The 22182-nt window shown below is 62.5% G+C and carries 19 protein-coding genes; 6 read left to right on the top strand and 13 right to left on the bottom strand.

Translation table 11 applies throughout. The features are described from left to right. Nucleotides 1-15: 15 nt before the first annotated feature. A complete protein-coding gene (pvdM, locus tag V6607_RS21910; RefSeq protein ID WP_008434503.1) occupies nt 16-1365 on the bottom strand; it encodes a pyoverdine-tailoring dipeptidase-like protein PvdM in 1350 nt (449 codons plus the stop codon). Nucleotides 1366-1517: 152 nt separating this feature from the next. On the opposite strand from pvdM, the gene V6607_RS21905 reads away from it, so the two are divergent. After that, the gene (locus V6607_RS21905) at nt 1518-3146 is read left to right on the top strand and encodes a PvdJ/PvdD/PvdP-like protein (RefSeq protein ID WP_134327022.1); all 1629 of its coding nucleotides are present in this window, start codon (nt 1518-1520) and stop codon (nt 3144-3146) included. Between the two features lie 44 nt (nt 3147-3190). Here the strand turns inward: V6607_RS21905 and V6607_RS21900 are convergent, their stop codons facing one another. Genes V6607_RS21900 through V6607_RS21890 form a run of 3 tightly spaced genes read right to left on the bottom strand, consistent with a single transcriptional unit; the run spans nt 3191 to nt 7751 of the window. Then, nucleotides 3191-4600: an efflux transporter outer membrane subunit gene (locus tag V6607_RS21900; RefSeq protein WP_134327021.1), complete on the bottom strand. Its 1410-nt coding sequence runs from the start codon at nt 4598-4600 to the stop codon at nt 3191-3193. 7 nt (nt 4601-4607) lie between these two features. Next, nucleotides 4608-6578: a MacB family efflux pump subunit gene (locus V6607_RS21895; protein WP_102605429.1), complete on the bottom strand. Its 1971-nt coding sequence runs from the start codon at nt 6576-6578 to the stop codon at nt 4608-4610. Next, nucleotides 6579-7751, bottom strand: coding sequence for an efflux RND transporter periplasmic adaptor subunit (locus V6607_RS21890; protein ID WP_134327020.1), 1173 nt, complete (start codon nt 7749-7751; stop codon nt 6579-6581). A gap of 256 nt (nt 7752-8007) precedes the next feature. Between V6607_RS21890 and V6607_RS21885 the strand changes: the two genes are divergently transcribed. The 4 genes from V6607_RS21885 to V6607_RS21870 all read left to right on the top strand — a co-directional run bounded on the left by V6607_RS21885 (nt 8008) and on the right by V6607_RS21870 (nt 12074). Continuing rightward, nucleotides 8008-8490 (top strand): sigma-70 family RNA polymerase sigma factor, encoded by a 483-nt coding sequence (locus V6607_RS21885; protein WP_032899291.1) that lies wholly within the window; start codon nt 8008-8010, stop codon nt 8488-8490. Between the two features lie 127 nt (nt 8491-8617). Further along, the gene (locus tag V6607_RS21880) at nt 8618-9955 is read left to right on the top strand and encodes a SidA/IucD/PvdA family monooxygenase (RefSeq protein ID WP_003208565.1); all 1338 of its coding nucleotides are present in this window, start codon (nt 8618-8620) and stop codon (nt 9953-9955) included. Between the two features lie 68 nt (nt 9956-10023). Continuing rightward, complete coding sequence (locus tag V6607_RS21875; RefSeq protein WP_003208568.1) at nt 10024-11244, top strand: putative DNA modification/repair radical SAM protein; 1221 nt, start codon at nt 10024-10026, stop codon at nt 11242-11244. After that, a complete protein-coding gene (locus V6607_RS21870; RefSeq protein ID WP_102369559.1) occupies nt 11241-12074 on the top strand; it encodes a TIGR03915 family putative DNA repair protein in 834 nt (277 codons plus the stop codon). Before V6607_RS21875 ends, V6607_RS21870 begins: the two co-directional genes overlap by 4 nt. A 119-nt stretch (nt 12075-12193) precedes the next feature. Here the strand turns inward: V6607_RS21870 and V6607_RS21865 are convergent, their stop codons facing one another. The 7 genes from V6607_RS21865 to V6607_RS21835 all read right to left on the bottom strand — a co-directional run bounded on the left by V6607_RS21865 (nt 12194) and on the right by V6607_RS21835 (nt 18263). Beyond that, nucleotides 12194-12691, bottom strand: a complete 498-nt coding sequence (locus tag V6607_RS21865) for an Lrp/AsnC family transcriptional regulator (protein WP_003208571.1) — start codon at nt 12689-12691, stop codon at nt 12194-12196. Between the two features lie 12 nt (nt 12692-12703). Further along, on the bottom strand, nt 12704-13549 hold the full coding sequence (locus V6607_RS21860; protein WP_256344069.1) for an ATP-binding cassette domain-containing protein: 846 nt from the start codon (nt 13547-13549) through the stop codon (nt 12704-12706). A 3-nt stretch (nt 13550-13552) separates the two neighbouring features. Then, the gene (locus V6607_RS21855; RefSeq protein ID WP_003208574.1) at nt 13553-14266 is read right to left on the bottom strand and encodes an ABC transporter permease; all 714 of its coding nucleotides are present in this window, start codon (nt 14264-14266) and stop codon (nt 13553-13555) included. After that, complete coding sequence (locus tag V6607_RS21850; RefSeq protein ID WP_087694493.1) at nt 14263-14964, bottom strand: ABC transporter permease subunit; 702 nt, start codon at nt 14962-14964, stop codon at nt 14263-14265. Before V6607_RS21850 ends, V6607_RS21855 begins: the two co-directional genes overlap by 4 nt. Nucleotides 14965-15124: 160 nt before the next feature. Beyond that, nucleotides 15125-15904, bottom strand: coding sequence for an ABC transporter substrate-binding protein (locus V6607_RS21845; RefSeq protein ID WP_003212870.1), 780 nt, complete (start codon nt 15902-15904; stop codon nt 15125-15127). 374 nt (nt 15905-16278) lie between these two features. Then, nucleotides 16279-17325 (bottom strand): ornithine cyclodeaminase, encoded by a 1047-nt coding sequence (locus tag V6607_RS21840; RefSeq protein WP_134327019.1) that lies wholly within the window; start codon nt 17323-17325, stop codon nt 16279-16281. An 11-nt stretch (nt 17326-17336) separates the two neighbouring features. Next, nucleotides 17337-18263: an arginine deiminase-related protein gene (locus tag V6607_RS21835; protein WP_087694491.1), complete on the bottom strand. Its 927-nt coding sequence runs from the start codon at nt 18261-18263 to the stop codon at nt 17337-17339. A gap of 284 nt (nt 18264-18547) precedes the next feature. Between V6607_RS21835 and V6607_RS21830 the strand changes: the two genes are divergently transcribed. After that, the gene (locus tag V6607_RS21830) at nt 18548-19444 is read left to right on the top strand and encodes a GNAT family acetyltransferase (RefSeq protein WP_008434482.1); all 897 of its coding nucleotides are present in this window, start codon (nt 18548-18550) and stop codon (nt 19442-19444) included. Nucleotides 19445-19584: 140 nt separating this feature from the next. On the opposite strand, the gene V6607_RS21825 is transcribed toward V6607_RS21830, so the two are convergent. Together V6607_RS21825 and lpdA are read right to left on the bottom strand one after the other, a co-directional pair. Continuing rightward, entirely contained in the window at nt 19585-20604 is a 1020-nt protein-coding gene (locus tag V6607_RS21825; RefSeq protein ID WP_003212864.1) for a branched-chain amino acid aminotransferase, read from the bottom strand. A gap of 195 nt (nt 20605-20799) precedes the next feature. Beyond that, nucleotides 20800-22179 carry a dihydrolipoyl dehydrogenase gene (gene lpdA / locus V6607_RS21820; RefSeq protein WP_008434480.1) on the bottom strand — a complete coding sequence of 460 codons (1380 nt, stop codon included), beginning with the start codon at nt 22177-22179 and terminating at the stop codon, nt 20800-20802. Between the last annotated feature and the right edge of the window lie 3 nt (nt 22180-22182).

Genomic DNA, 22182 nt, shown 5'->3' with positions numbered 1-22182 from the left:
TTCATTGAGGGTGGTTCAGCGGTTGGCCAATGGCTTGGCAGCTTTTTGTACCTGGTCCCAGACCCGCAGGAAGTTGCCTCCCCAGAGCTTGGCGATATCGGCTTCGGAGTAGCCGCGCTGGATCAGTTCCGCAGTCACGTTGCGCACTTCGCCGACGTTCTCCCAGCCCTTGAGGCCGCCGCCGTCGTTGAAGTCCGAGGCGATGCCGACGTGGTCGATGCCAACCTTGCGCACGGTGTAATCGATGGCATCGCCCAAGTCCTTGAGGGTGGCCTTGGGTTCTTCTTCGAGGATGGCGTACAGCGCACTGGCGTATTGGCCAAACTTTTGTTCTGGCCAGGCCGAGATGATCGGGTCGCCGGGCATCAGGGCTACGGCCAGGTTGGGCAGTGGCGGCAGGTCGAAGCGCGCGCGCAACGCGTTGAGTTTGTCCTGGGTGGGCTGGCTGAGGGGGCGCAGGTAAGCTGGGAAGCCCACCACCTGAACGACACCGCCGCTGTTCTTGATCAGTTGCAGTTCCTTGTCGCTGAGGTTGCGCGGTATGTCCACCGACGCCCGTGGCGCCGAGTGGGAGGCCACCATCGGTGTGCGGCTCAGTTGCGCAACTTGCTCCAGGGCCTTGGTGGACATCTGCGAGACATCAATGATTACCCCCAGGTCATTGAGGCGATGCACGGCTTGCTTGCCGATATCCGAGAGGCCGTCGAGGGCATCGGGTGAGTCATTGAAAAACGGCAGTGGGCGTGACGAGTCCGACCAGGCGTTGTTGCCGATGTAGCTGAAGCCGAACATGCGCATGCCGCGCGCGGTCCACAGGTTCAACTGATTAAGGTCATCACCCAGCGGGTAGGCGTTGAGCATGCTGATAAAGATCGCAAACTTGCCTTCGCCATGCAGACGCCGGAAATCATCCGGGGTGTAGGCAATGCCCACTTGGTTGGGGAAGTCGCGAACCATGCCGGAGATGATCTTGTAGCGAGTCTCCTGCTGGTGGCGGGCTTCTTCGACAAAACCCGCGGTGGGCTTGTGGGGCGCATTGGGGCCGTTCCACATTTCCGGCCAGCCGAAAATCGTCAGGGCTGCACCCGACAGGCGCCCCCGGCTGGCCTTGGCCAGGTCGAACTGGCCGCTGCCGTCCTTGTCGGCTTCGTTGCCGGCGGTACCAAAGTTGAGCGGCACGGTGATGTGACTGTCGAACGACAGCAGGCGGTCCTGCATCTCATTGGCCTGCTTGATTACCGCCAACGGGTACCCGGCATTGCCCCTGAACCAATGGTCCCAAGCCAGGAACCCGGCCCCGGCGCCAATGGCCAGGACCAGCGGCAGGCCGAAGTACAACGCCTTTTTCGAACGTGGTTTTGTCATTGCCATCTCAGTCAGTTGAGGCCTTTGCTATCTGGGATGAACGAGCGATGGCCGGGAAAATTTAAGCCTGGGAGGCGCGGTGCTAAATTTCCCCTGTCAGCGAACGTTCTAGCTTGGATAAAGCCTGCTTGATGGCTGACACAGGTAAAGCAATGACGATTTCTCGACGAGGGTTCATCGCCGGCCTGGCGCTGACTGGCGCTGCAGTGCCTGCGGCCTTTTATGCCCATCGCGAGCTGACGCGTGAAGAGTTTCCGATTACCCCGGGCGAAGCCACGGTGGATCTGGCAGACACCGCCGGCCAGCATTTGGCGGACAGCCTGCGTGGCGTGTGGCATGTGCAGTTGGCAGGCCGCGATGCCGGCCTGAAAGGCCTGCCCCTGGAGGGCCTGGAATTGCTCCTCGACGTTGCCCCGCGTGGGCGTGGCCTGCGGGGCTACCTCGACACTGGCGAACAACTGCGTGCCGACGGCGAGCCGCGCTATCGTGTGTTGGGTGACCTGACTCCCGGCGACGGGGCGCATCTGTACTGGCGCCTGATCGACCGCGATGCCGTGGACGGGGCTCCAGCCTACGAGTTCACAATGACCCTTGATGAAGTCTGGGCCGAATTCGGTAACGCCGGCAGCGGCACCTTGAGCGGGCAGATCCTCAGCCTGGACCGCCCATTGGCCCTGCTCGAACGGGACAATCATTTTGTCGCCACCAAGCGGCTGTTTCCCGAGGCGCGTGAGCGCATCGGTCTCAACCCGGTTCTATTGGCCTGGTTGATTGCTCCCGAACATCGCCTGTTTCACCAGCTCTGGCACGCTTCCCGTGACCAGTGGCACAAACTCTCCGAAGACAAGCGTAATGCCTTGCGGGGGATCGGCTGGCAGCCTGGTCCGCGTGACCGGGAGCGCGATGCACGGGGGCCGCGCAAGGATCGCAACGGTTCGGGCATCGACTTCTTTTTCATGCATCGGCACATGCTGGGCGCCGCACGTTCGATGCAGGACTTGCCATCGTGGACGTACTTCCCTCAGCCACAGCCGGGGCTGGAGCGTGATCGCCAGGGGTTTGTGCGTTATTTCGACAATCATGACGGTTTCGCGTTGCCGCCTGCCTGGATGGCGGCGAATGACAGTGCGTATACCCAGTGGGTCAGCGATATCAAGGCGGCCGAGACTTACCACAGTAACTTTGAGGTCTGGGAGTCGCAGTACCGCGACCCGCGCTACCTGGCGAAACTCACATTGGGGCAGTTCGGCTCTGAGGTGGAGCTGGGCCTGCACGACTGGCTGCATATGCGCTGGGCCTCGGTGCCGCGGGACCCGTCCAACGGCGCGCCGGTGCCTTTTGCACGGGACCCGGCTGACTTTGCCGCGCGTTGGTACGTGGCAGAGAATGACTTCCTTGGAGATCCGTTTTCTTCTCACGTGAATCCGGTGTTCTGGCGTTTTCATGGTTGGATCGATGACCGCATCGAGGATTGGTTTCGTGCCCACGAGCGTTTTCATCCGGGTGAAGTGAGCCGGCTGGAAGTCAACGGCGTGCCCTGGTTTGCGCCGGGGCGCTGGGTGGAGGTGGATGACCCGTGGCTGGGGCCGGACACCCATGGTTGCAGCACCACGCCGGGGTTGCAGATGGGCAAGTCGATGGAGATGGACCCGGAAACCATGAAGCTGGCGCTGCGGATTACCTTCGGGGCGGATGAGGACAAGCTGGCCGAGCTGTTTCGCAAGGTGCCGAAGCGTCCCTGGTATGCGCGGCATTTGAAGGTCAAGGAGCGGGTGCTCTAAAGGGCGCCGCTCAACGGTGGGAGCCGGGCAAGCCCGGCTTTCATTCAGTTGATCGTGCTTGCTGGCACCTGCCAGCCGCCCCCCAGCGCCTTATACAGCGCAATGCTTGCGTTCAGCCGTGATCGGCGCAATTGCACATTCAAATCCTGCGCCGCGTATAACGTACGCTGCGTCTCCAGCACCGTCAGCAGATCCTCCGCTCCGGCCTCGTATCGGCTCTGGGCAATCTCAAAGGCAGTCTGCGCCTCCCTCAGTTCCTCGCTCTGCCACTGACGCTGCGCATCCAGCCCGCGAATGCTGCTCAGGGCTTTTTCCACATCGGCAAAGCCATTGATGATCGCTCCTCGGTAAGTCTGCAGCAGCTCATCCTGACGCGCCCGGGCCTTGTCCCGCTCGGCGCTCAGGCGGCCATTGTTGAAGATCGGTGCGACCAGGCCGGAAGTGAGGTTGTAGAACGGGCTGCGCACTACGTCGGCGAGCTTGTTGGCACCCGAGCCAAGGTCGGCACTGAGGGTGAGGGTGGGCAACATGGCTGCCCGGGCGACGGTGACGTCTGCCTGGGCTGCTGCCAGCCGGGCCTCGGCACTGGCGATGTCGGGACGGCGGCTGAGCAGTTGGCTGGGAACACCGGCGGCGATGCCCGGCCAGTTCAATTGGGCGAAGGGTTGCGGGGCCAGGTGCAGGTCCTGCACCGGTGTGCCCAGCAGTGCCGCGAGGCTGATCAAGGCCTCGTCGGCCTGTTGCTGTGCCAGCGGCAGTTGGCGTTGTTGTGCGGCCACGAGGCTTTTTTGCTGGGCCAGTTCCAGGGCGGTGGCGGAGCCTGCATCGTGGCGAGTCTGCACCAGCTTCAACACGTTTTGGGCGTTGTCCAGGTTGAGTTGGGCGATGCGCAGTTGCTCACGCAATGACAGCCACTGGGTATAGCTGGTCGCAACACCGCTGAGCAGGGTCAGTTCCACGGTGGCCTGGTCGAACTCGCTGGCGCGCACCTCTTCCACGGCGCTGTCCCGGGCGGCGCGCTTGCCACCCCAGAAATCAATTTCGTAAGTGGCGCTCAGGCGCGCATCGAAGTAATCCACGGCCTTGTTGCTGCTGGTGGCATCCAGCTGGCTGTAGCCCTTGCCCCGCAGCAGCTTCTGGCGGTTTGCATTGAACGCGCCGGTGAGTTCAGGCAGCAACGGTGCGCCGGCTATCACTGCGCTGGCCTGGGCCTGGCGCACCCGGGCCATGGCGCTGGCCAGGTCGTAACTGCCGCTGCGGGCCTGTTCGATCAGTTGGTTGAGCTGGGGGCTGTCGAAACTTGTCCACCATTGCTGGTTGGCCCGCAGCGCCGTTGCGTCGCTTGCGCTGTGCCAGGCGGGCGGTGGTTGCATGCCTGCGCCCGGACGCGGTGCGGGGCTGCTGCAGGCGGCCAGCAGCAGGCTGGCGGCGAGGAGGGTCAGGGACACTTTCATAGGGCGATCATTCACTGGTAAGGGCCTTGACCGGGTCAAGTCGAGCGGCTTTGCGGGCCGGCATGAAACCGAAGATAACGCCGGTGACCAGGGCGCAGAAGAAGGCCCCCACGGCGGCCGGAATCGAGAACGCGACGGCCACGTTGCTGAGGATCAGCACGCCGCCCACCAGCAGGGCGAGGCCGATGCCGGTGACGCCGCCGACCACAGAGAGCATCACCGCTTCAGTGAGGAACTGGCGCAGGATGTCCCGCTGCCGCGCCCCGGTGGCCATGCGAATGCCGATTTCCCGGGTGCGTTCACGTACGGTCATCAGCATGATATTCATCACCCCGATACCTCCCACCAGCAGCGAAATCGCGGCAATCGAGCCGAGCATCAGTGACAAGGTATTCTGGGTGCGTGCCTCGGCCTGGATCATCGCGGCATTGTTGGTCAGTTCAAAGTCGTGCTTGCCGTTGTGCAGGCGCAGCAACAACTGATTGATAGCCTGTTCGGCGTCGTGCACGTTGCGCGCGTCGGCGGCGGCAATCACTACGTATTCGGGGTTATAGCTGCCGAACAGACGCACGCTGGCGGCAGAGTAGGGGATGGCGATACGGTCGTCGCTGTCTTTGTCGCCGGAGCTGGCGCCTTTTTCGGCGAGCACACCGACCACCTGGAATGGAACGTTTTCGATCAGGATGTATTGCCCGATCGGGTCGGTCACATCCTTGAACAGCTTGTCGCGTACCCGTTTGCCGATCACTGCCACCGTGGCTCCGGCGCGCTCGTCGGCCTCGGTGAAGTAACTCCCCTCGACCACTGGCCAGTTGAAAATGGCCGGGAAATTGGTGTCATTGCCCCCGACATACGCCATATGGTCGACGTTGCCAAAGCGAACGCCGGCCTCTGCGCCGTTCACCGGCATGATGCGCTTGACCTGAGGCAGGGCCGCCAGGGCGGCCACGTCGTTGAGGGTGATCACGCCGGGTGGTGTGCGCGGGTTGGGCGCCGACCCGCTGACGTAGAGGATATTGGAGCCGAAAGCGCCCATCTGCGCCATCACCTGGCGCTTGCTGCCTTCGCCCACCGCCAGCATCACCACCACCGACGCCACGCCGATGATGATCCCCAGCAGCGTCAGCGCCGTGCGAAAACGGTTGATCCACATCACCCGCCACGCGGCTTGCACGGCATCCAGCAGCTCGGCTTTCCAGGCGCCGTTGTGCTCGGCGCCATCGGCCAGGCGCTGGCGCAGGTCCACGGCTTGCAACGCGCCGGAGATGGCCACGGGGGGCGTCTCGCTGGTGTCGGCAGAGTCGCTGATGATCAGCCCGTCGCGGATCTCGATGATGCGATTGGCCCGCGCCGCGACTTCGCGGTCGTGGGTGATCAGGATGACCACGTGGCCCTGGCTGGCCAGTTCGTCCAGCAGGGTCATGACCTCGGCGCCGCTGTGGCTGTCGAGGGCGCCGGTGGGTTCGTCGGCGAGGATGATATGCCCGCCGTTCATCAACGCCCGGGCAATCGACACCCGCTGTTGCTGGCCGCCGGAAAGCTGGTGCGGGCGGTTGCCGGTGCGCTCGGCCAGGCCCAGGCGCGTGAGCAGGGCCTTGGCGCGGGCATGGCGTTCGGCGGCGCTGATGCCGGCATAGATCGCCGGCATCTCGACGTTTTCCTGGGCCGAGCCGGATGGGATCAGGTGATAGCCCTGGAACACGAAACCGAAGGCCTCGCGGCGCAGCCAGGCGAGTTCGTCGCTGTCGAGCTGGGCGACGTTCTCTCCGGCGAACAGGTAGTCGCCCTCGGTGGGGCGGTCGAGGCAGCCGAGGATATTCATCAGCGTGGATTTGCCGGAGCCGGAAGCGCCGACAATCGCCACGAATTCCCCGGCATGGATCGCCAGGTCGATGCCGCGCAGCACATCAACCTGCGGCGTGTCGCCGCCGCCGTAGGATTTGCGGATGCCCTTGAGTTCGATCAGTGGGGTCGACATTCAACCTCCGCTGCCATCGGCCGGGCCGATCAGCAGGTGATCGCCTTCGTTCAGGCCTTCCAGCACCTGGACCCGCAGGCGGTCGCTGAGGCCCAGGCGGATTTCGCGTTGCTCGATGCTGCCGTTTTTCGCCACCACGCGGGCGATCTGTTTGTCGCCGCCGACGTGACCTTGCAGGGCGGCGACCGGCGCGGTCAGGGTGTCCCTGGCCTGGCCGGCGACGAAGAATACCTGGGTGGTCATTTCCGCCATCAAGGCGTTATCGGTGTTGTCGACGTCCAGCAGCACCGTGTAAAGCACCACTCGCCCGGTGCCGCTTTTGCTGGCGCTGCTCGGGCTGCCACCGCCCTGGCTGGTTTCGTTGAGCGGCTTGGGCGGGATCGGCAAAATCTGCCGTACGGTGCTGGTCCAGCGCCGGCTGCCGCCGCTCAGGGTGGTGAAGTAGGCCGTCATGCCGGGTTTGACATGGCCGATGTCGGCTTCCGAGACTTCGGCCCATACGGTCATCGGCGAAAGCTTGGCGATCCGCAGGATCAGCGGGGTTTGCTGCTGGGCGTTGAGGGTCTGGCCTTCGCGAGCGTCAACGGCGACCACGGTGCCGCTCATTGGCGCATAGATACGCGTATAGCCCAGCTCTGCCTCGTCACTGCGCAGGCTCGCCCTGGCCTGGCGAATCTGCGCCTGGAACATCTCGACCCGGGCCTGAGTGGCACTCAGCTCGGCCCTGGCGGTTTGCACGTCTTCCTCGCGGGTGGCGTTGCCAGCGACCAGGCGTTGCTGGCGCTGGTACTTCTGGCGGGCCAGTTCGTGCTGGGCCCGTTGCTCCTGCAACTGGGCCTGCAGGTTCTCGATGGCGTAGCGGCTGGCATCGAGCTTGGCTTTTTGCGTGGAGGGGTCGATCTCTACCAGCAATTGGCCTTCCTTGACCTGGGCACCGGCCTCGACGTGAATCTTCTGGATCTGTCCGGACGCTTGGGCGCCCACGTCGACGTAGCGCCGGGGTTGCAGGGTACCCAGGGCCGTGACGCTGCTTTCGATATCGCCCCGGGTCACGGTGACGGTCGCCAGCTTGTCCCGGCCCGACGGCAGGACCTGCCAGGCTGCTAAAGCGATGATGGGGATGAGGCACGCGACCACAAGCAGGGCGCGTCGGGCAGGTCGAGGACGTTTCATGCACAGTTCCAGCCAGGAAAGATCGGCCCGCAGGAGCGGGAAGCTGACAGGTAGACGAGGAAATTGTCCGGGGATTTAGGCCGTTACATATGCCGTTACAGGTGTGTCAGGCAAAATAATTGGCCGGCGTTGCAAGTCTTGTTTAAAACTAGATGAGAATTACTATAAATTACACGCACCTCAAACTGCCATCATCGAATCGGCCGTTATCTTCGTACTCAAAGGACCTAATGCCGCCTACAGGCGGTCGGGAGTCATGTTGGAAAACTACTATCGCGAGCTGGTGTGTTTCCTCAACGCCAAGCTGGGCAACCGTCAGGTGGCCGAAGATGTGGTGCATGACGCTTATGTGCGGGTGCTGGGGCGTGCCAGTGAGGTCCCGATCGAGCAGCCCCGGGCGTTTCTCTATCGCACGGCGCTGAACCTGGTGATCGACGGTCATCGGCGCAACGCCCTGCGCCAGGATGAACCCCTGGAAGTACTCGACAGCGAGGAGCGTTTTTCGCTGTCTTCGCCCCATCACTGCCTGGACCACGGCCAGCGCCTGGAAATGCTTGAGCGCGCGCTGGCCGAGCTGCCGGCGCTCTGCCGTGACAGTTTCCTGTTGCGCAAGCTCGACGGCCTGTCCCACCTGCAAATCGCCGAGCGCCTGGGTATTTCCCGCGCGCTGGTGGAAAAACACATCGTCAATGCCATGAAGCATTGCCGGGCGCGCATGCGTGAGTGGGATGCGCACTGATTCCAGCGTTAGCTAAATTTTATTTCATTGTCCTCGTCTCCTATCAACACACGACCTGTTGCTGTGCCTTCAGGTCTCTGAGGCTTTCCCGCCCCACTGCCACGGGGCTTATCCAGAGGACACTGGAATGACACAGGCAATTGCATCGCCCGCCGTTCACGACCTGATCGGTATCGGGTTCGGCCCTTCGAACCTGGCGCTGGCCATCGCCCTGCAGGAACGCGAGAAAGCCCAGGGCAAATTGGACGTGCTGTTCCTCGACAAACAGGCCGACTACCGCTGGCACGGCAACACCCTGGTCACCCAGAGTGAATTGCAGATTTCCTTCCTCAAGGACCTGGTGACCCTGCGCAATCCCACCAGCCCTTATTCCTTCGTCAATTACCTGAAGGCCCACGGGCGCCTGGTGGATTTCATCAACCTGGGTACCTTCTATCCGTGCCGCATGGAGTACAACGACTACCTGCGCTGGGTCTCCGGGCAGTTCCAGGCGCAAAGCCGCTACGGCGAGGAAGTGCTGGCCATCGAGCCGATCCTGCATCAGCAGCAGGTAGAGGCGCTGCGGGTGATTTCCCGGGACGCCCAGGGTGAACAGCACGTGCGCACCACCCGCTCGGTGGTGGTCAGCGCCGGTGGTACGCCGCGTATTCCGGCGTCGTTCAAGGCGCTCAAGGATGACGGTCGGGTGTTCCATCACTCCCAGTACCTGGAACGCATGGCCCAGCAACCGTGTGTCGACGGCAAGCCGATGCGCATCGCGATCATCGGTGGTGGCCAGAGCGCAGCCGAGGCGTTTATCGACCTCAACGACAGCTTCCCGTCAGTGCAGGTCGACATGATCCTGCGCGGCTCGGCCCTCAAGCCTGCGGATGACAGCCCGTTCGTCAACGAAGTGTTCTCGCCGGAGTTCACCGACCTGGTGTTCCAGCAGAACGGCAGCGAGCGCGAGCGCCTGGTCAACGAATACCACAACACCAACTATTCGGTGGTGGACCTGGACCTGATCGAGCGCATCTACGGGATCTTCTACCGCCAGAAAGTTTCCGGCATTGCCCGTCACGCGTTCCGTACCCTGACCACCGTGGAAAAAGCCACGGCCGGGCCGCTGGGTGTGGAGTTGGCGCTGCGCAACAACGCCACCGGCGAAACCAGCCTCAACCATTACGATGCCGTCGTACTGGCCACCGGTTACGAGCGCCAGATGCATCGTCAGTTGCTCGCACCGTTGGCCGACTATATGGGCGACTTTGAAGTCAGCCGCGACTACCGCATCGTCACCGACGAGCGCTGCAAGGCCGGCATCTACATGCAGGGCTTCAGCCAGGCCAGCCATGGCCTGAGCGATACCTTGCTGTCGATCCTGCCGATCCGTGCCGACGAGATTGCTGCGTCGCTGTACGAACACGACCGCAGCCGCGGCAAGAGCCGTTCGGTGCAGGACGTGTTGCTGGCCACCGCCAGCTGACAGGCTGCACTTGAACCGCGGGGGCGGCTGCTGATACTGTACAAAAAACCAGTATCGGTAGAAACCCCATGCAGTTGATCGAAAAACTCAGCATCCTCGCCGACGCCGCCAAGTACGACGCGTCCTGCGCCAGCAGCGGCGCACCCAAGCGCAGCTCGGAAGGCAAGGCGGGGCTGGGTTCCACCGATGGCATGGGCATCTGCCACAGCTACACGCCCGACGGTCGCTGCGTGTCGTTGCTCAAGGTGCTGCTGACCAACTTCTGCCTCTACGACTGCCAATACTGCGTCAACCGCCGCTCCAGCGACGTGCCCCGTGCACGCTTCAGCCCGGAGGAGGTGGTGACCCTGACCCTCGACTTTTACCGGCGCAACTGCGTCAGCGGGCTGTTTCTCAGCTCCGGCATCATCCGTTCGGCCGACTACACCATGGAGCAGCTGGTGCGGGTGGCCAAACTGCTGCGCGAAGAGCATGACTTTCGCGGCTATATCCACCTCAAGACCATTCCCGAAGCCGACCCGGCACTGATTGCCGAGGCGGGGCGGTATGCCGATCGCCTCAGCGTGAATATCGAGTTGCCAACGGACAAGAGCCTGCAAACCCTGGCGCCCGAGAAGCAGATCGTCTCGATCAAGCAGGCCATGCAAACCATCTATACCGGTGAGCAGACGGTGCTCAACGAACCCCGCGCGCCGCGTTTCGCGCCGGCCGGGCAGAGCACGCAGATGATCGTCGGCGCCGATGACACCGACGACAGCACCATCCTCCACAGCGCCGAGGCGTTGTACGGCAATTTCAAACTGCGCCGGGTGTATTACTCGGCGTTCAGCCCGATCCCCAACAGCCCGAAAAGCGTGCCCCTGGCCGCGCCGCCGCTGATGCGCGAGCACCGCTTGTACCAGGCGGATTTCCTGTTGCGCAGCTACGGGTTCAGCGCCAATGAACTGTTTGAAGGGCCGGGCGACCTGGCCCTGGATATCGACCCCAAGCTGGCCTGGGCGCTGGAGCACCGCGAGGTGTTCCCGCTGGACTTGAACCGGGCCGAGCCGACGCTTATTGCGCGCATTCCCGGAATTGGCCTGCGCACCACCCAGCGGCTGGTGGACCTGCGTCGCCAGCGCAAGATCCGCTTCGAAGACCTGGCGCGCATGCGGTGTGTGCTGACCAAGGCCAAGCCGTTTTTCATCACCAGCGACTACCACCCGCAGCAAGCGGAAAGCACCAGCGTGCTGCTGCGCGAACAACTGCGCGACCGCCCGCAGCCGCAGCAAATGGGGCTGTGGGGATGATCAGCCTGGAATGCGACAACCTGTTCAGCACCTGGCGCGAGCAGGCGCGCTGGTTGCTCAGCCATCAGATCGACCCCAGCCACGTGAGTTGGGGCGTGGCCGAGGTGGCGGACCTGTTTGCCACCGACGAGCAGTACCCGGCCGAGTGCGGGCCGTTCCAGGCGCGGATTCCCAAGGCGCTGCTGGAGCTGCTGGAGTCTGCCGCGTGTTATCACGGTGAACAGCGCTGGAGCCTGTTGTATGAGGTGCTGTGGCGCGTCAGCCATGGGGACCGCACGGCGATGATGTCGGGGGACAAGCTGGGCAGCGAATTGCAGCGGCGGATCAAGCAGGTGCAGCGCGAGGCCCATCACCTGCATGCGTTTGTGCGGTTTATCGCATTGCCGGCAGAGGCGGGGCCGCAGTTGCCGGAGTACGTGGCGTGGCATGAGCCGGCCCACGATATCTTGAAGGTGGCCAGCCAGCATTTTGTCGGGCGCATGGGGCGTCATCGCTGGATGATCGCCACGCCCCTGGATGGGGTTTATTACGACGGGGAGCAGTTGATTCACCAGCGGCAATGCCCGGTGGAATGGCAGGCGTTGGCGCAGAATGTCGAGGATCCCCACAGTGCGATGTGGTTGACGTACTACAGCCATATCTTTAACCCGGCGCGGTTGAATCCGAAGGTGATGGAAGGGCATTTGCCGAGCCGGTTCTGGAAGAATCTGCCGGAGGGCAAGTTGATTCCGGGGTTGATCAGCGAGGCGCGTACGGGCAAGCAGCGGGATGGGCAGGCGAAGCTGATTGGGGCGCGTCCAGGCAAGCGAATTTCAAGCGGGCACGGTTAAATGTGGGAGCGGGCTTGCTCGCGAATGCGGTGTGTCAGCAGCACATCCAGCGACTGATACACCGCATTCGCGAGCAAGCCCGCTCCCACATTTGATCTCTATTGCCTGTAGGGGCGGGTTCAGGCCAGTTCGGTGGCGGTGTTTTTTACGACCGCCAGCTCGGGATGCGCCACCAATTTATCGATGTGCAATTCATCATTGTTCAGCCAGGTTTCCGTCAGCACGCGGTAGTGCTCCATGTCCCGGCAACGCATGCGCAGGCTGTAGTCGAACGGCCCGCTGATCAACTGGCACTCGAACACTTGCGGGCAGGCTTTGACACATGCCTCGAACGCCTTCTGCGCCGAGCGCCCGCTCTGGTTGGAGAGGGCCACCAGCACCAGCAGTGACAGCCCCGGCGAGACCATCTGCACGTCGATGATCGCCCCATAACCCCGGATGACCCCGCGTCGTTCCAGCTTGCGTACCCGTTCCAGGCACGGCCTGGGCGTCAGGTGCACCAGCGACGAGAGTTTTTCGTAGGTGATGCGTCCCTGGTGCCGTAACACGTCGATGATGGCTTCATCGATGCGGTCCAGCACAGGTGAGGCGTTCGGTCCGGTGGCCTTGGTATCCATGGTGTGTGGTGTTCACTTCAATCGGTTGGAAAGAAATTGCTGCAAGCGTTCGCTGTTCGGCTGGTCGAGGATATCCGCTGCGCCTTGTTCCTCGACGCGGCCCTGATGCAGGAACAGCACTTGGCTGGACACCTGGCGGGCAAAGCCCATTTCGTGGGTGACCATGAGCATGGTACGACCTTCCTCCGCCAACGTCTGTATGACTTTGAGCACTTCTCCTACAAGTTCAGGGTCGAGGGCCGAAGTGGGTTCGTCGAACAGAATGATCTCCGGTTCCATCGCCAGGGCCCGGGCGATGGCCACGCGCTGTTGCTGGCCGCCGGAGAGGAATGCCGGGTATTGGTCCGCCACCCGGCCCGGCAGGCCGACCTTGTCGAGGTACAGGCGTGCGCGTTTTTCCGCCTCGGCGGCGCTCACCCCCAGCACCCGGCGCGGCGCCATGGTGATGTTTTCCAGCACGGTCATGTGGCTCCACAGGTTGAAGTGCTGGAACACCATGGCCAGGCGGGTGCGCAGGTTCTGCAATTGCGCCTGGTGCGGCGCGCGCGTGCCGGCGCGGCCTTGCTGCATTTCGATGCTGATGCCATCGAGAGTGATAACCCCGGCGTCCGGCTGTTCGAGGAAGTTGATGCAGCGCAGCATCGTGCTCTTGCCGGAGCCGCTGGCGCCGATCAGGCTGATCACGTCGCCGTTGCGCGCGTTCAGTGAAACGCCCTTGAGCACCTCATGCTCGCCATAGCGTTTGTGCAGGCCTTCGACCTGGAGTTTGACGTTGGCGTTTTCGGCCACGGCGACCGGCTGGGTAGCGGGGCGTACATCGGTGGGATAAGCGGCCAGGGCCTGCGCGGACTGATTCATGGGTTAGCCTCGGGTAGGAACAAGAAAACGCATCCAGCGACGTTCGGCCAGTCGAAACAGGCCCACCAGTGCAAAGGACAGCAGCATGTACAACAGGGCAGCGATGCCGAAGGCCTGGAACGTCAGGAACGTCTCGGCGTTGGCGTCGCGGGCCACCTTGAGGATGTCGGCAATGGTGGCGGTGAACGCCAGGGACGTGGCGTGCAGCATCAGGATCATTTCATTGCTGTAGGCCGGCAGTGCGCGACGCAGTGCGGCGGGCACTACCACAAACAGGTTCAGGCGCCAGCCATGCAGGCCGTAGGCCTTGGCGGCTTCGATCTCGCCGTGGGGGATGTTGCGAATCGCCCCGGCAAAGATTTCCACGGTGTAGGCGCACGTGTTCAGTACAAACGCCAGCAGCGTGCAGTTCAGTGCATTGCGAAAAAACTGGTTGAGCAGGGCGTTGTCCTGCACCACGTCCAGGCCGTAGAGGCCGGTGTAGCAAATCAGCAACTGGATATACAGCGGTGTGCCGCGAAACAGGTAGGTGTAGACCTCCACTGGCCAGCGAATCCAGAAGTGTTCCGACACCCGCGCGATCGCCAGCGGGATCGACAGGATGAAGCCCAGCACCACCGAGATAATGAACAGCCACAGGGTCATCGCCACCCCGGAAAAGCCGTTACCGTCGGTGAACAGGTAGGCCAGGCCGTATTGCTGGATCAGTTCGATCATCGCGCCATCCCCTTGATGCCCACGTTGTAGCGCCGTTCCAGGCGTTTGAAGATGCGGTTGGAGAGGGTGGTGATCACCAGGTACACCAGGCCCGCGAGGATCAGGAAGTACAGCGGGTCATTGGTGGTCTTGCCGGCGTTTTGTGCGGCCTTGACCAGGTCTGACAGGCCGATGATCGACACCAGCGCGGTGGACTTGAGCAGCACCAGCCAGTTGTTGCCCAGGCCCGGCAGGGCAAAGCGCATCAGTTGCGGGAACAGCACCAGGCGAAAGCGCTGCCAGCGGCTCAGGCCGTAGGCGGTGGCGGCTTCGAGTTGGCCGGCGGGCACGCTGAGAATCGCCCCGCGAAAGTTTTCGGTGAAATACGCACCGTAGATAAAACCGAGGGTAATGACACCGGCGGTGAACGGGTCGATTTCGAAGTAGGCCCAGCCGAGCATTTCACTCAGGTCGTTCAGCCACAGTTGCAGGCTGTAGAAAATCAGCAGGATCAGCACCAGGTCCGGCACGCTGCGAATCAGCGTGGTGTAGAGCGTGGCCGGAACCCGCAGCAGCTTGACGCTGGAGAGCTTGGCGGCGGCGGCGAGCAGTCCCAGGGACAGGCTCAGCAGCAGCGCCAGGAACGCCAGCTTGACCGTCATCCAGGCACCCTGGGCCAGCAGCGGGCCGAAGCCTTGCAAGTTGAGGAGTTCATTCATGGGAAGTATCTCGATGGGGCGCAGAGTTTTACGGTGGGAGCGAGCTTGTGTGGGAGCGGGCTTGCTCGCGAAGACAGCGTTTCAGTCAATACATGTGTGACTGACCCACCGCTTTCGCGAGCAAGCCCGCTCCCACACAAGCTCGCTCCCACATGAGGCGTCACTCGTTGTAGATATCCTGATCGCCGAAGTATTTCTTCTGGATCTGTGTGTAGGTGCCATCGGCCTGGACGGCGGCGATGCCTTTGTTGATCAGCTCCACCAGGTCCTTGTCGTTCTTGCGCAGGCCCATGGCGATGTCGAGCGGCAGGGTCGGATCCTTGAAGGCCGGGCCGGTCTTGAAGTCGGCGCCTTCAGGCTTGGACAGGAAGTTGAGCTGGGCTTCAAGCTTGTCGGTCAGGGTGGCGTCGAGGCGACCGTTTTGCAGGTCGGCGTAGTTCTGTTCCTGGGACTGGTACGCCTTGATCTGCGCGCCAAGTTTTGCCAGGTGCGCACGGGCGTAGGCTTCCTGCAGCGAGCCTTGCAGCACGCCGACCTGTTTGCCTTTCAGGGATTCGGGGGTGTCGCCGAAGTCGGCGCTTTTGCGGGTGATCACCGAGGTCGGGCTGAGGAACAGCCGGTCGCTGAAGTCGATGACTTTCTGGCGGGCCGGGGTCACGGCCATGGAGGACATGATGGCGTCGAACTTGCGGGCGCGCAGGGCCGGGATCATGCCGTCGAATTCGTTGTGGACCCACACGCATTTGACTTCCAGCTTGGCGCAGATGGCGTTGCCCAGGTCGATGTCGAAACCTTGCAGGCTGCCGTCGGCGGCGACGGATTCAAACGGTGGGTATTCGGGGAAAACCCCAAAGCGGATTTCTTTCCATTCCTGAGCCTGGGCAGCGGTTGCGGCCAATGGCAGGAGCAGCGCAGCGAAAAGTGATCGGAGCGGAGTCATGTGTATTCCCTATATTTTGTAATTGATGTCAGGGCAGTAGAAAACGGGACGCTAAGGTGAAGAGGCTTTTTGTGGCGAGGGAGCTTGCTCCCGCTGGGCTGCGCAGCGGCCCCAAAATCCCGGGAGCGCTACGCACTCCAGCGGGAGCAAGCTCCCTCGCCACATTGGGCTGCCTCACTACATTGGGCTGTTTGTTGTCAGAGAGAATGCTTCAAGATGGTGCGTTTTTTGTGTCGTTTACCCCTGCCGCGGCGGGCGGAATGTGCTGTTAAAACGCGGGTCACAGCGGAAACGGCTGCGGCACCCGCTGAATCGGCTTGTTGACCGGGTTTTTCCGGCCTGCCTTTCACGCAAAGCGGCAGGCCAGAGCGGTCTCAGGCGCGCTTTTTCTGCTGTGCCACCGGTGCTTGGGCCAGGCGGGCAAACAGGTCCTTGGGGTCGGCAAGGTCCGGCACCAGTTCCAGTTCGCTGCCCACGTCCAGCGCCTTGGCCACGTCCAGTACGTAACGCAGGGCGGAGTAGTCTTCGATGGCAAAACCAACCGAGTCGAACAGGGTGACCTGGCGCGCGTTTTCGCGGCCTGGCGCCTGGCCGTTGATCACTTGCCACAGCTCGGTGACCGGCGAATCTTCCGGCATGTGCTGGATTTCGCCTTCGATGCGGCTTTGTGGCTCGTACTCGACAATCACGCGGGCCCGTTCGACGATTCGTCGGTCCAGTTCGGTCTTGCCGGGGCAGTCGCCACCGACGGCATTAAGGTGCATGCCCGGCTCGATCATCTCGTCCGTGAGGATGGTGGCGTAGGCCTTGTCGGCGGTGACGGTGGTGACAATGTCGGCACCTTTCACGGCTTCGGCCACGCTGCCTGCCAGGACCATTTTGATCGCTGGGAAGGCTTTGAGGTTGGCCGCCAGTTTGGCGGTGGCCTTGGCGTCGATGTCGAACAGGCGGATTTCAGTGATGCCCAGCATCGCGTGGAAGGCCAGGGCCTGGAACTCACTCTGGGAGCCGTTGCCGATCAGCGCCATGCTGCGGCTGTTGTCCCGGGCCAGGTAGCGCGCCACCAGGGCCGAGGTGGCGGCCGTGCGGATCGCGGTGGTCAGGGTCATTTCCGCCAGCAGCACCGGTTTGCCGGTGTCCACATCACCCAGGGCGCCGAAGGCCATGACGGTGAGCATGCCGCTCTGGGTGTTTTTCGGGTGGCCGTTCACGTATTTGAAGGCGTACAGCGACGCGTCGGACACCGGCATCAGCTCGATCACGCCCTCGGGGGAATGGTTGGCCAGGCGTGCGCATTTTTCAAAGTCCTGCCAGCGCAGGTAGTCGGCGCGGATGTACTCGGCCATCTCGGTAATGCAGGTTTGCAGGCCTTTTTGCGAAACCAGGTAGCTCAAGTCGTTGACGTCGATATAGCGGGTCATGGGAAGACTCCTTATTGAAATGAGGGGCGGGCGGGCAGATGTACTTCCGCCAACATGCAGCGGGCACTGCCGCCGCCGATGCGTTCGATGTTGTCGATGTTCACCACCACCGGCCGGGTGTGGCGCTCCACGTGCTGGCGCTGGGCGGGCTTGAGGGAGCCCCAGGCGCTGGCCGACATCACCAGCAGCGGCTGGCCGTCGCGGTCATGGACTTCGAGCATGTTGCCGGCGAAGGCTTCCAGCTGGTCGAAGTCCAGGGCGACGATGTCTTTGCCGGTATCGCGCAGGGAGCGTTCAAGGGCCTGGCGCTCGTGGTCATCGGGCAGAGCTTGCAGGCACACCACGGAGAGGTCGCGGCCGACACTCATCATTACGTTGCTGTGGTAGATCGGCGCGTGGTGGCGGTCGACGGCGTGGAATACGCAGACCTGGTAGTCAAGGCGTTCGGCGAACTGGCGCAGGGCATCCTGATGGGTACGCCCGGAATGGCAGGCGTAGCTGATGCGGTGCTGGCGGTCGAGGACCATGCTGCCGGTGCCTTCGAGGAACATGTTCTGTTGTTCGAGGTGGCTGAAGTCGATGGTGTTGTGGATCGCGAAGCGTTGCTCCAGCACTTGCAGCACGCCTTTGTCGCGTTCCAGTCGTCGGTTCCGGCCTTCCATCGGATACAGCACCAGGCTGCCGTCGGCGTGGCTGCTCCACCAGTTGTTGGGGAAGATCGAATCCGGGGTATGGGGAGCGGGGGTGTCTTGTACCACCAGCACTTCCACGCCGTGGTGGCGCAGGGTGTCGACGTAGCCGTCGAACTCTTCCAGCGCTTTCTGCTGTGCCGCCAACGGGTCGAGGGGCGCACGCTGGAAGCGGTTGTTGATCGCGGTGTCCGGGTTGAAGGCGAAGTGCGCCGGGCGGATCATCAGGACAGTGTTGGTGGTTTGCATGGGGGCACGGGTCCATGGGGTGGGCAGTGAGGCTATTTTGTGCGGTGTGAAGGAAGAATCCCGGCTGAACTGAGGGGGTGGCTCAGCCGGGAAAGCTGAAAAGTGGGGTGGGGCAGCCGAATCGGCTGTGGAGGTGAGTGGAGATCAAAATGTGGGAGCGGGCTTGCTCGCGAAAGCGGTGGGTCAGTTAATAAATTCGGTGGCTGATACACCGCCTTCGCGAGCAAGCCCGCTCCCACATTGGTATTGTGTTGCCTGAGGTTTTTTGTCTGGATGGAGAAACCATGCCCACTGAAGTTCGTCTCGCCCAAACCACCGATGCCGAGGGCATCAGCCAGGTCATCCTGGCGGCCCTGCATGACAGCAACGCCCGGGATTATCCGGCGGATGTTATTGCGCGGGTGGCGAGCAACTTTACTCCCGAGGCTGTCGTGGCGTTGCTCGCGCGTCGAACGGTGCTGGTGGCTATTCAGGATGAGGTGATCGTTGCCACGGCGGCACTTGACGCCAATGTGGTGCGCTCGGTCTTCGTCAATCCGGCGCTGCAAGGGCAGGGCATCGGGCGCTTGCTGATGATTGAAATCGAGCTGCGTGCCCGGGAAGCCGGGGTGACCTTGTTGCATGTGCCGTCTTCGCTGACGGCAGAGCCGTTCTACACCAAGCTCGGTTTCCACACGGTGCGCGATGTCTACCATGGCAATGAGCGCACGCTGGTGATGGAGAAGGCGTTGTCATCCCGCCATCCCATCGGCGTCTATCGCGATCGGGCCCATCGGGCGCAGGTAGTGGCGTTGTGGCAGGCGGCGTTTGGTTATGACGCGGCGCATAACCTGCCGAGCCTGGCGATCGACAAGAAGCTGGCGGTCAACGATGGGTTGTTCTTCGTGGCCACCGACAAGAAGGCGGTGATCGGTACCATCCTCGCCGGCTACGACGGGCATCGTGGCTGGTTGTATTCAGTGGCGGTGCACAACGACTATCGCCGCCAGGGCCTGGGCGCCTCGTTGGTGCGGCATGCGGAGCAGGCGTTGACGGCGCTGGGTTGCATGAAGATCAACCTGCAGATCACCAGTGGCAATGACGCGGTGATGGGGTTTTATGAGGCGCTGGGTTATGGCGCGGAGCCGCGGATCAGCATGGGCAAGAAGATCCTGGAAAACATCCCGATGGATAAGGCCTGAACGTCGGTTTTCCAAACACTGAAATCAAAATGTGGGAGCGGGCTTGCTCGCGAATGCGGTGTATCAGTCAATAAATCTGTCGACTGACACTCCGTATTCGCGAGCAAGCCCGCTCCCACAGTTTGGTTTTGCAGTGTTGCTTAGACCTTGACGATCCAGCCCTCAGGCGCTTCGACGTCGCCGGACTGTACGCCAGTCAGCTCTTTGTAGAGCTTCTGGGTGACCGGGCCGACTTCTTTTTCGCTGTAGAACACGTGCAGCTTGTCTTTGTACTCGATGCCGCCGATCGGGGTGATCACGGCGGCGGTGCCGCAGGCGCCGGCTTCCTTGAAGTCCGACAGCTTGTCGATCAGCACGTCGCCTTCAACCACTTCCAGGCCCAGGCGCGATTTTGCCAGCTCGATCAGCGACAGGCGGGTGATGCCTGGCAACACCGACGGCGAGTTCGGGGTGACGAACTTGTTGTCGTGGGTGATCCCGAAGAAGTTGGCCGAGCCGACTTCTTCGATCTTCGAGTGGGTGGCCGGGTCGAGGTAGATGCAGTCGGCGAAGTTGGCTTTTTTCGCCAGGGAACCGGGCATCAGGCTGGCGGCGTAGTTGCCACCGACCTTGGCTGCGCCGGTGCCGTTGGGAGCCGCACGGTCGTAGCCGGAGATCAGGAAGTTGTGCGGGGTCAGGCCGCCCTTGAAGTAGGCGCCGACCGGGATGCAGAAGATCGAGAAGATGAATTCCGGCGCGGTGCGCACGCCGATGTTGTCACCGGTGCCGATCACGAACGGGCGCAGGTACAGCGCGCCGCCGGTGCCGTACGGCGGGATGAACCGCTCGTTGGCGCGGACCACTTCCTTGCAGGCTTCGATGAAGGCGTCGGTCGGCACTTGTGGCATCAGCAGGCGGCCACAGCTGCGCTGCATGCGCGCAGCGTTCTGGTCGGGGCGGAACAGGTTGATCGAACCGTCCTTGCAGCGGTAGGCCTTGAGGCCTTCAAAGCATTGCTGGCCGTAGTGCAGGGCGGTGGAGCCCTCGCTGATGTGCAGCACGTTGTCGTCGGTCAGGGTGCCTTTTTGCCACTCGCCGTCTTTCCAGGTCTGGAGGAAACGCTTGTCGGTCTTGATGTAGTCAAAACCCAGCTTGTCCCAATTGATGCTTTCGTTACCCATGACACCCTCTATCTTTTGTCAACCGCCTGGTCGAAGGCAGGCTTATGGTTTATTTCTGGATGGGCGCAACAATACTTCATTCTTGGCTTGTGTGGGAGCGGGCTTGCTCGCGAATGCGGCGTGTCATTCGATGCATTCGGTGCTGATCCACCGCTTTCGCGAGCAAGCCCGCTCCCACATATGAACTTCGCCATTTTATAGGTGCAATGCATGCCCCAGGGCCCGCAGGGCTGCTTCCTGTACCGCTTCGCCGAGGGTCGGGTGGGCGTGGATGGTGCCCGCCACGTCTTCCAGGCGTGAACCCATTTCCAGGCTCAGGCCGAAGGCCGTGGACAGTTCCGAGACGCCAACGCCTACCGCCTGCCAGCCGACGATCAGGTGATTGTCGCGGCGCGCCACTACCCGCACGAAGCCGGTTTTCGACTCCAGGGTCATGGCCCGGCCATTGGCGGCGAACGGGAAGCTCGACACGATGCAGTCCAGCCCGGCCGCCCTGGCTTCGTCCGGGGTCTTGCCGACCACTACCAGTTCCGGGTCGGTGAAGCACACCGCCGGGATCGCGGCCGGGTTGAATTCGCGGGATTTACCGCTGATCAGTTCGGCGACCATTTCGCCCTGGGCCATGGCCCGGTGGGCGAGCATCGGTTCACCGCTGAGGTCGCCGATGGCCCACACATTGCGCATGCTGGTCTGGCAGCGGCTGTCGATCTTGATCGCCGAGCCGTTCATGTCCAGGTTCAAGGCTTCGAGGTTCCAGCCCTGGGTGTTGGGTTTGCGACCAACGGCAACCAGCACCTGGTCGGTTTCCAGCGACAGCGTCTCGCCGCTGGGGTCGCGCACTTGCAGGGTATTGTTCTCGAAACCGGTGACGCTGTGTTTGAGGAACACCTTCACCCCCAGTTGCTTCAGGGATTCGGCCACCGGTTGGGTCAGTTCGGCGTCGTAGGCCGGCAAAATCCGGTCCTGGGCCTCAACCACGCTGACCTCGGCACCGAGCTTGCGATAGGCAATCCCCAATTCCAGGCCAATGTAGCCGCCGCCCACCACGATCAAGCGTTTCGGGATGCGTTTCGGCGCCAGGGCTTCGGTGGAGGAGATGATCGGCCCGCCAATCGGCAGCATCGGCAGGTTGACACTTTTCGAGCCGGTGGCCAGCAACAGGTGTTCACACTGGATGCGCTGGTCGCCGACATCGACGGTCTTGCCGTCCACGACCTTGGCCCAGCCCTGAATGACCTGGACCTTGTGTTTTTTCAGCAGCGCGGCTACGCCGGTGGTCAGGCGGTCGACGATGCCGTCTTTCCATTCAACGCTTTTGCCGATGTCCAGGGTCGGCACATCGACTTCGATACCCAACGGCGAACCCTGGCTGTGGTGCACGGTTTGCTGGAACTGTTCGGCGACATGGATCAGCGCCTTGGACGGAATGCAGCCGATGTTCAGGCAGGTGCCGCCCAGCGATTGGCCTTCCACCAGGATGGTCGGGATGCCCAGCTGGCCGGCGCGAATCGCTGCCACGTAACCGCCAGGCCCGCCGCCGATGATCAGCAGCGTGGTGTGCAATGTTTGAGACATGGG

The sequence above is a fragment of the Pseudomonas sp. KK18 genome, assembly GCF_037094675.1.
Lineage (GTDB): Bacteria > Pseudomonadota > Gammaproteobacteria > Pseudomonadales > Pseudomonadaceae > Aquipseudomonas.
This window is presented reverse-complemented; position numbering and strand designations above follow the sequence as displayed.

Coding starts and splice junctions, on each gene's coding strand:
- pvdM (WP_008434503.1), bottom strand. CDS start 1,365: ATGACAAAACCACGTTCGAAAAAGGCGTTGTACTTCGGCCTGCCGCTG.
- V6607_RS21905 (WP_134327022.1), top strand. CDS start 1,518: ATGACGATTTCTCGACGAGGGTTCATCGCCGGCCTGGCGCTGACTGGC.
- V6607_RS21900 (WP_134327021.1), bottom strand. CDS start 4,600: ATGAAAGTGTCCCTGACCCTCCTCGCCGCCAGCCTGCTGCTGGCCGCC.
- V6607_RS21895 (WP_102605429.1), bottom strand. CDS start 6,578: ATGTCGACCCCACTGATCGAACTCAAGGGCATCCGCAAATCCTACGGC.
- V6607_RS21890 (WP_134327020.1), bottom strand. CDS start 7,751: ATGAAACGTCCTCGACCTGCCCGACGCGCCCTGCTTGTGGTCGCGTGC.
- V6607_RS21885 (WP_032899291.1), top strand. CDS start 8,008: ATGTTGGAAAACTACTATCGCGAGCTGGTGTGTTTCCTCAACGCCAAG.
- V6607_RS21880 (WP_003208565.1), top strand. CDS start 8,618: ATGACACAGGCAATTGCATCGCCCGCCGTTCACGACCTGATCGGTATC.
- V6607_RS21875 (WP_003208568.1), top strand. CDS start 10,024: ATGCAGTTGATCGAAAAACTCAGCATCCTCGCCGACGCCGCCAAGTAC.
- V6607_RS21870 (WP_102369559.1), top strand. CDS start 11,241: ATGATCAGCCTGGAATGCGACAACCTGTTCAGCACCTGGCGCGAGCAG.
- V6607_RS21865 (WP_003208571.1), bottom strand. CDS start 12,691: ATGGATACCAAGGCCACCGGACCGAACGCCTCACCTGTGCTGGACCGC.
- V6607_RS21860 (WP_256344069.1), bottom strand. CDS start 13,549: ATGAATCAGTCCGCGCAGGCCCTGGCCGCTTATCCCACCGATGTACGC.
- V6607_RS21855 (WP_003208574.1), bottom strand. CDS start 14,266: ATGATCGAACTGATCCAGCAATACGGCCTGGCCTACCTGTTCACCGAC.
- V6607_RS21850 (WP_087694493.1), bottom strand. CDS start 14,964: ATGAATGAACTCCTCAACTTGCAAGGCTTCGGCCCGCTGCTGGCCCAG.
- V6607_RS21845 (WP_003212870.1), bottom strand. CDS start 15,904: ATGACTCCGCTCCGATCACTTTTCGCTGCGCTGCTCCTGCCATTGGCC.
- V6607_RS21840 (WP_134327019.1), bottom strand. CDS start 17,325: ATGACCCGCTATATCGACGTCAACGACTTGAGCTACCTGGTTTCGCAA.
- V6607_RS21835 (WP_087694491.1), bottom strand. CDS start 18,263: ATGCAAACCACCAACACTGTCCTGATGATCCGCCCGGCGCACTTCGCC.
- V6607_RS21830 (WP_008434482.1), top strand. CDS start 18,548: ATGCCCACTGAAGTTCGTCTCGCCCAAACCACCGATGCCGAGGGCATC.
- V6607_RS21825 (WP_003212864.1), bottom strand. CDS start 20,604: ATGGGTAACGAAAGCATCAATTGGGACAAGCTGGGTTTTGACTACATC.
- lpdA (WP_008434480.1), bottom strand. CDS start 22,179: ATGTCTCAAACATTGCACACCACGCTGCTGATCATCGGCGGCGGGCCT.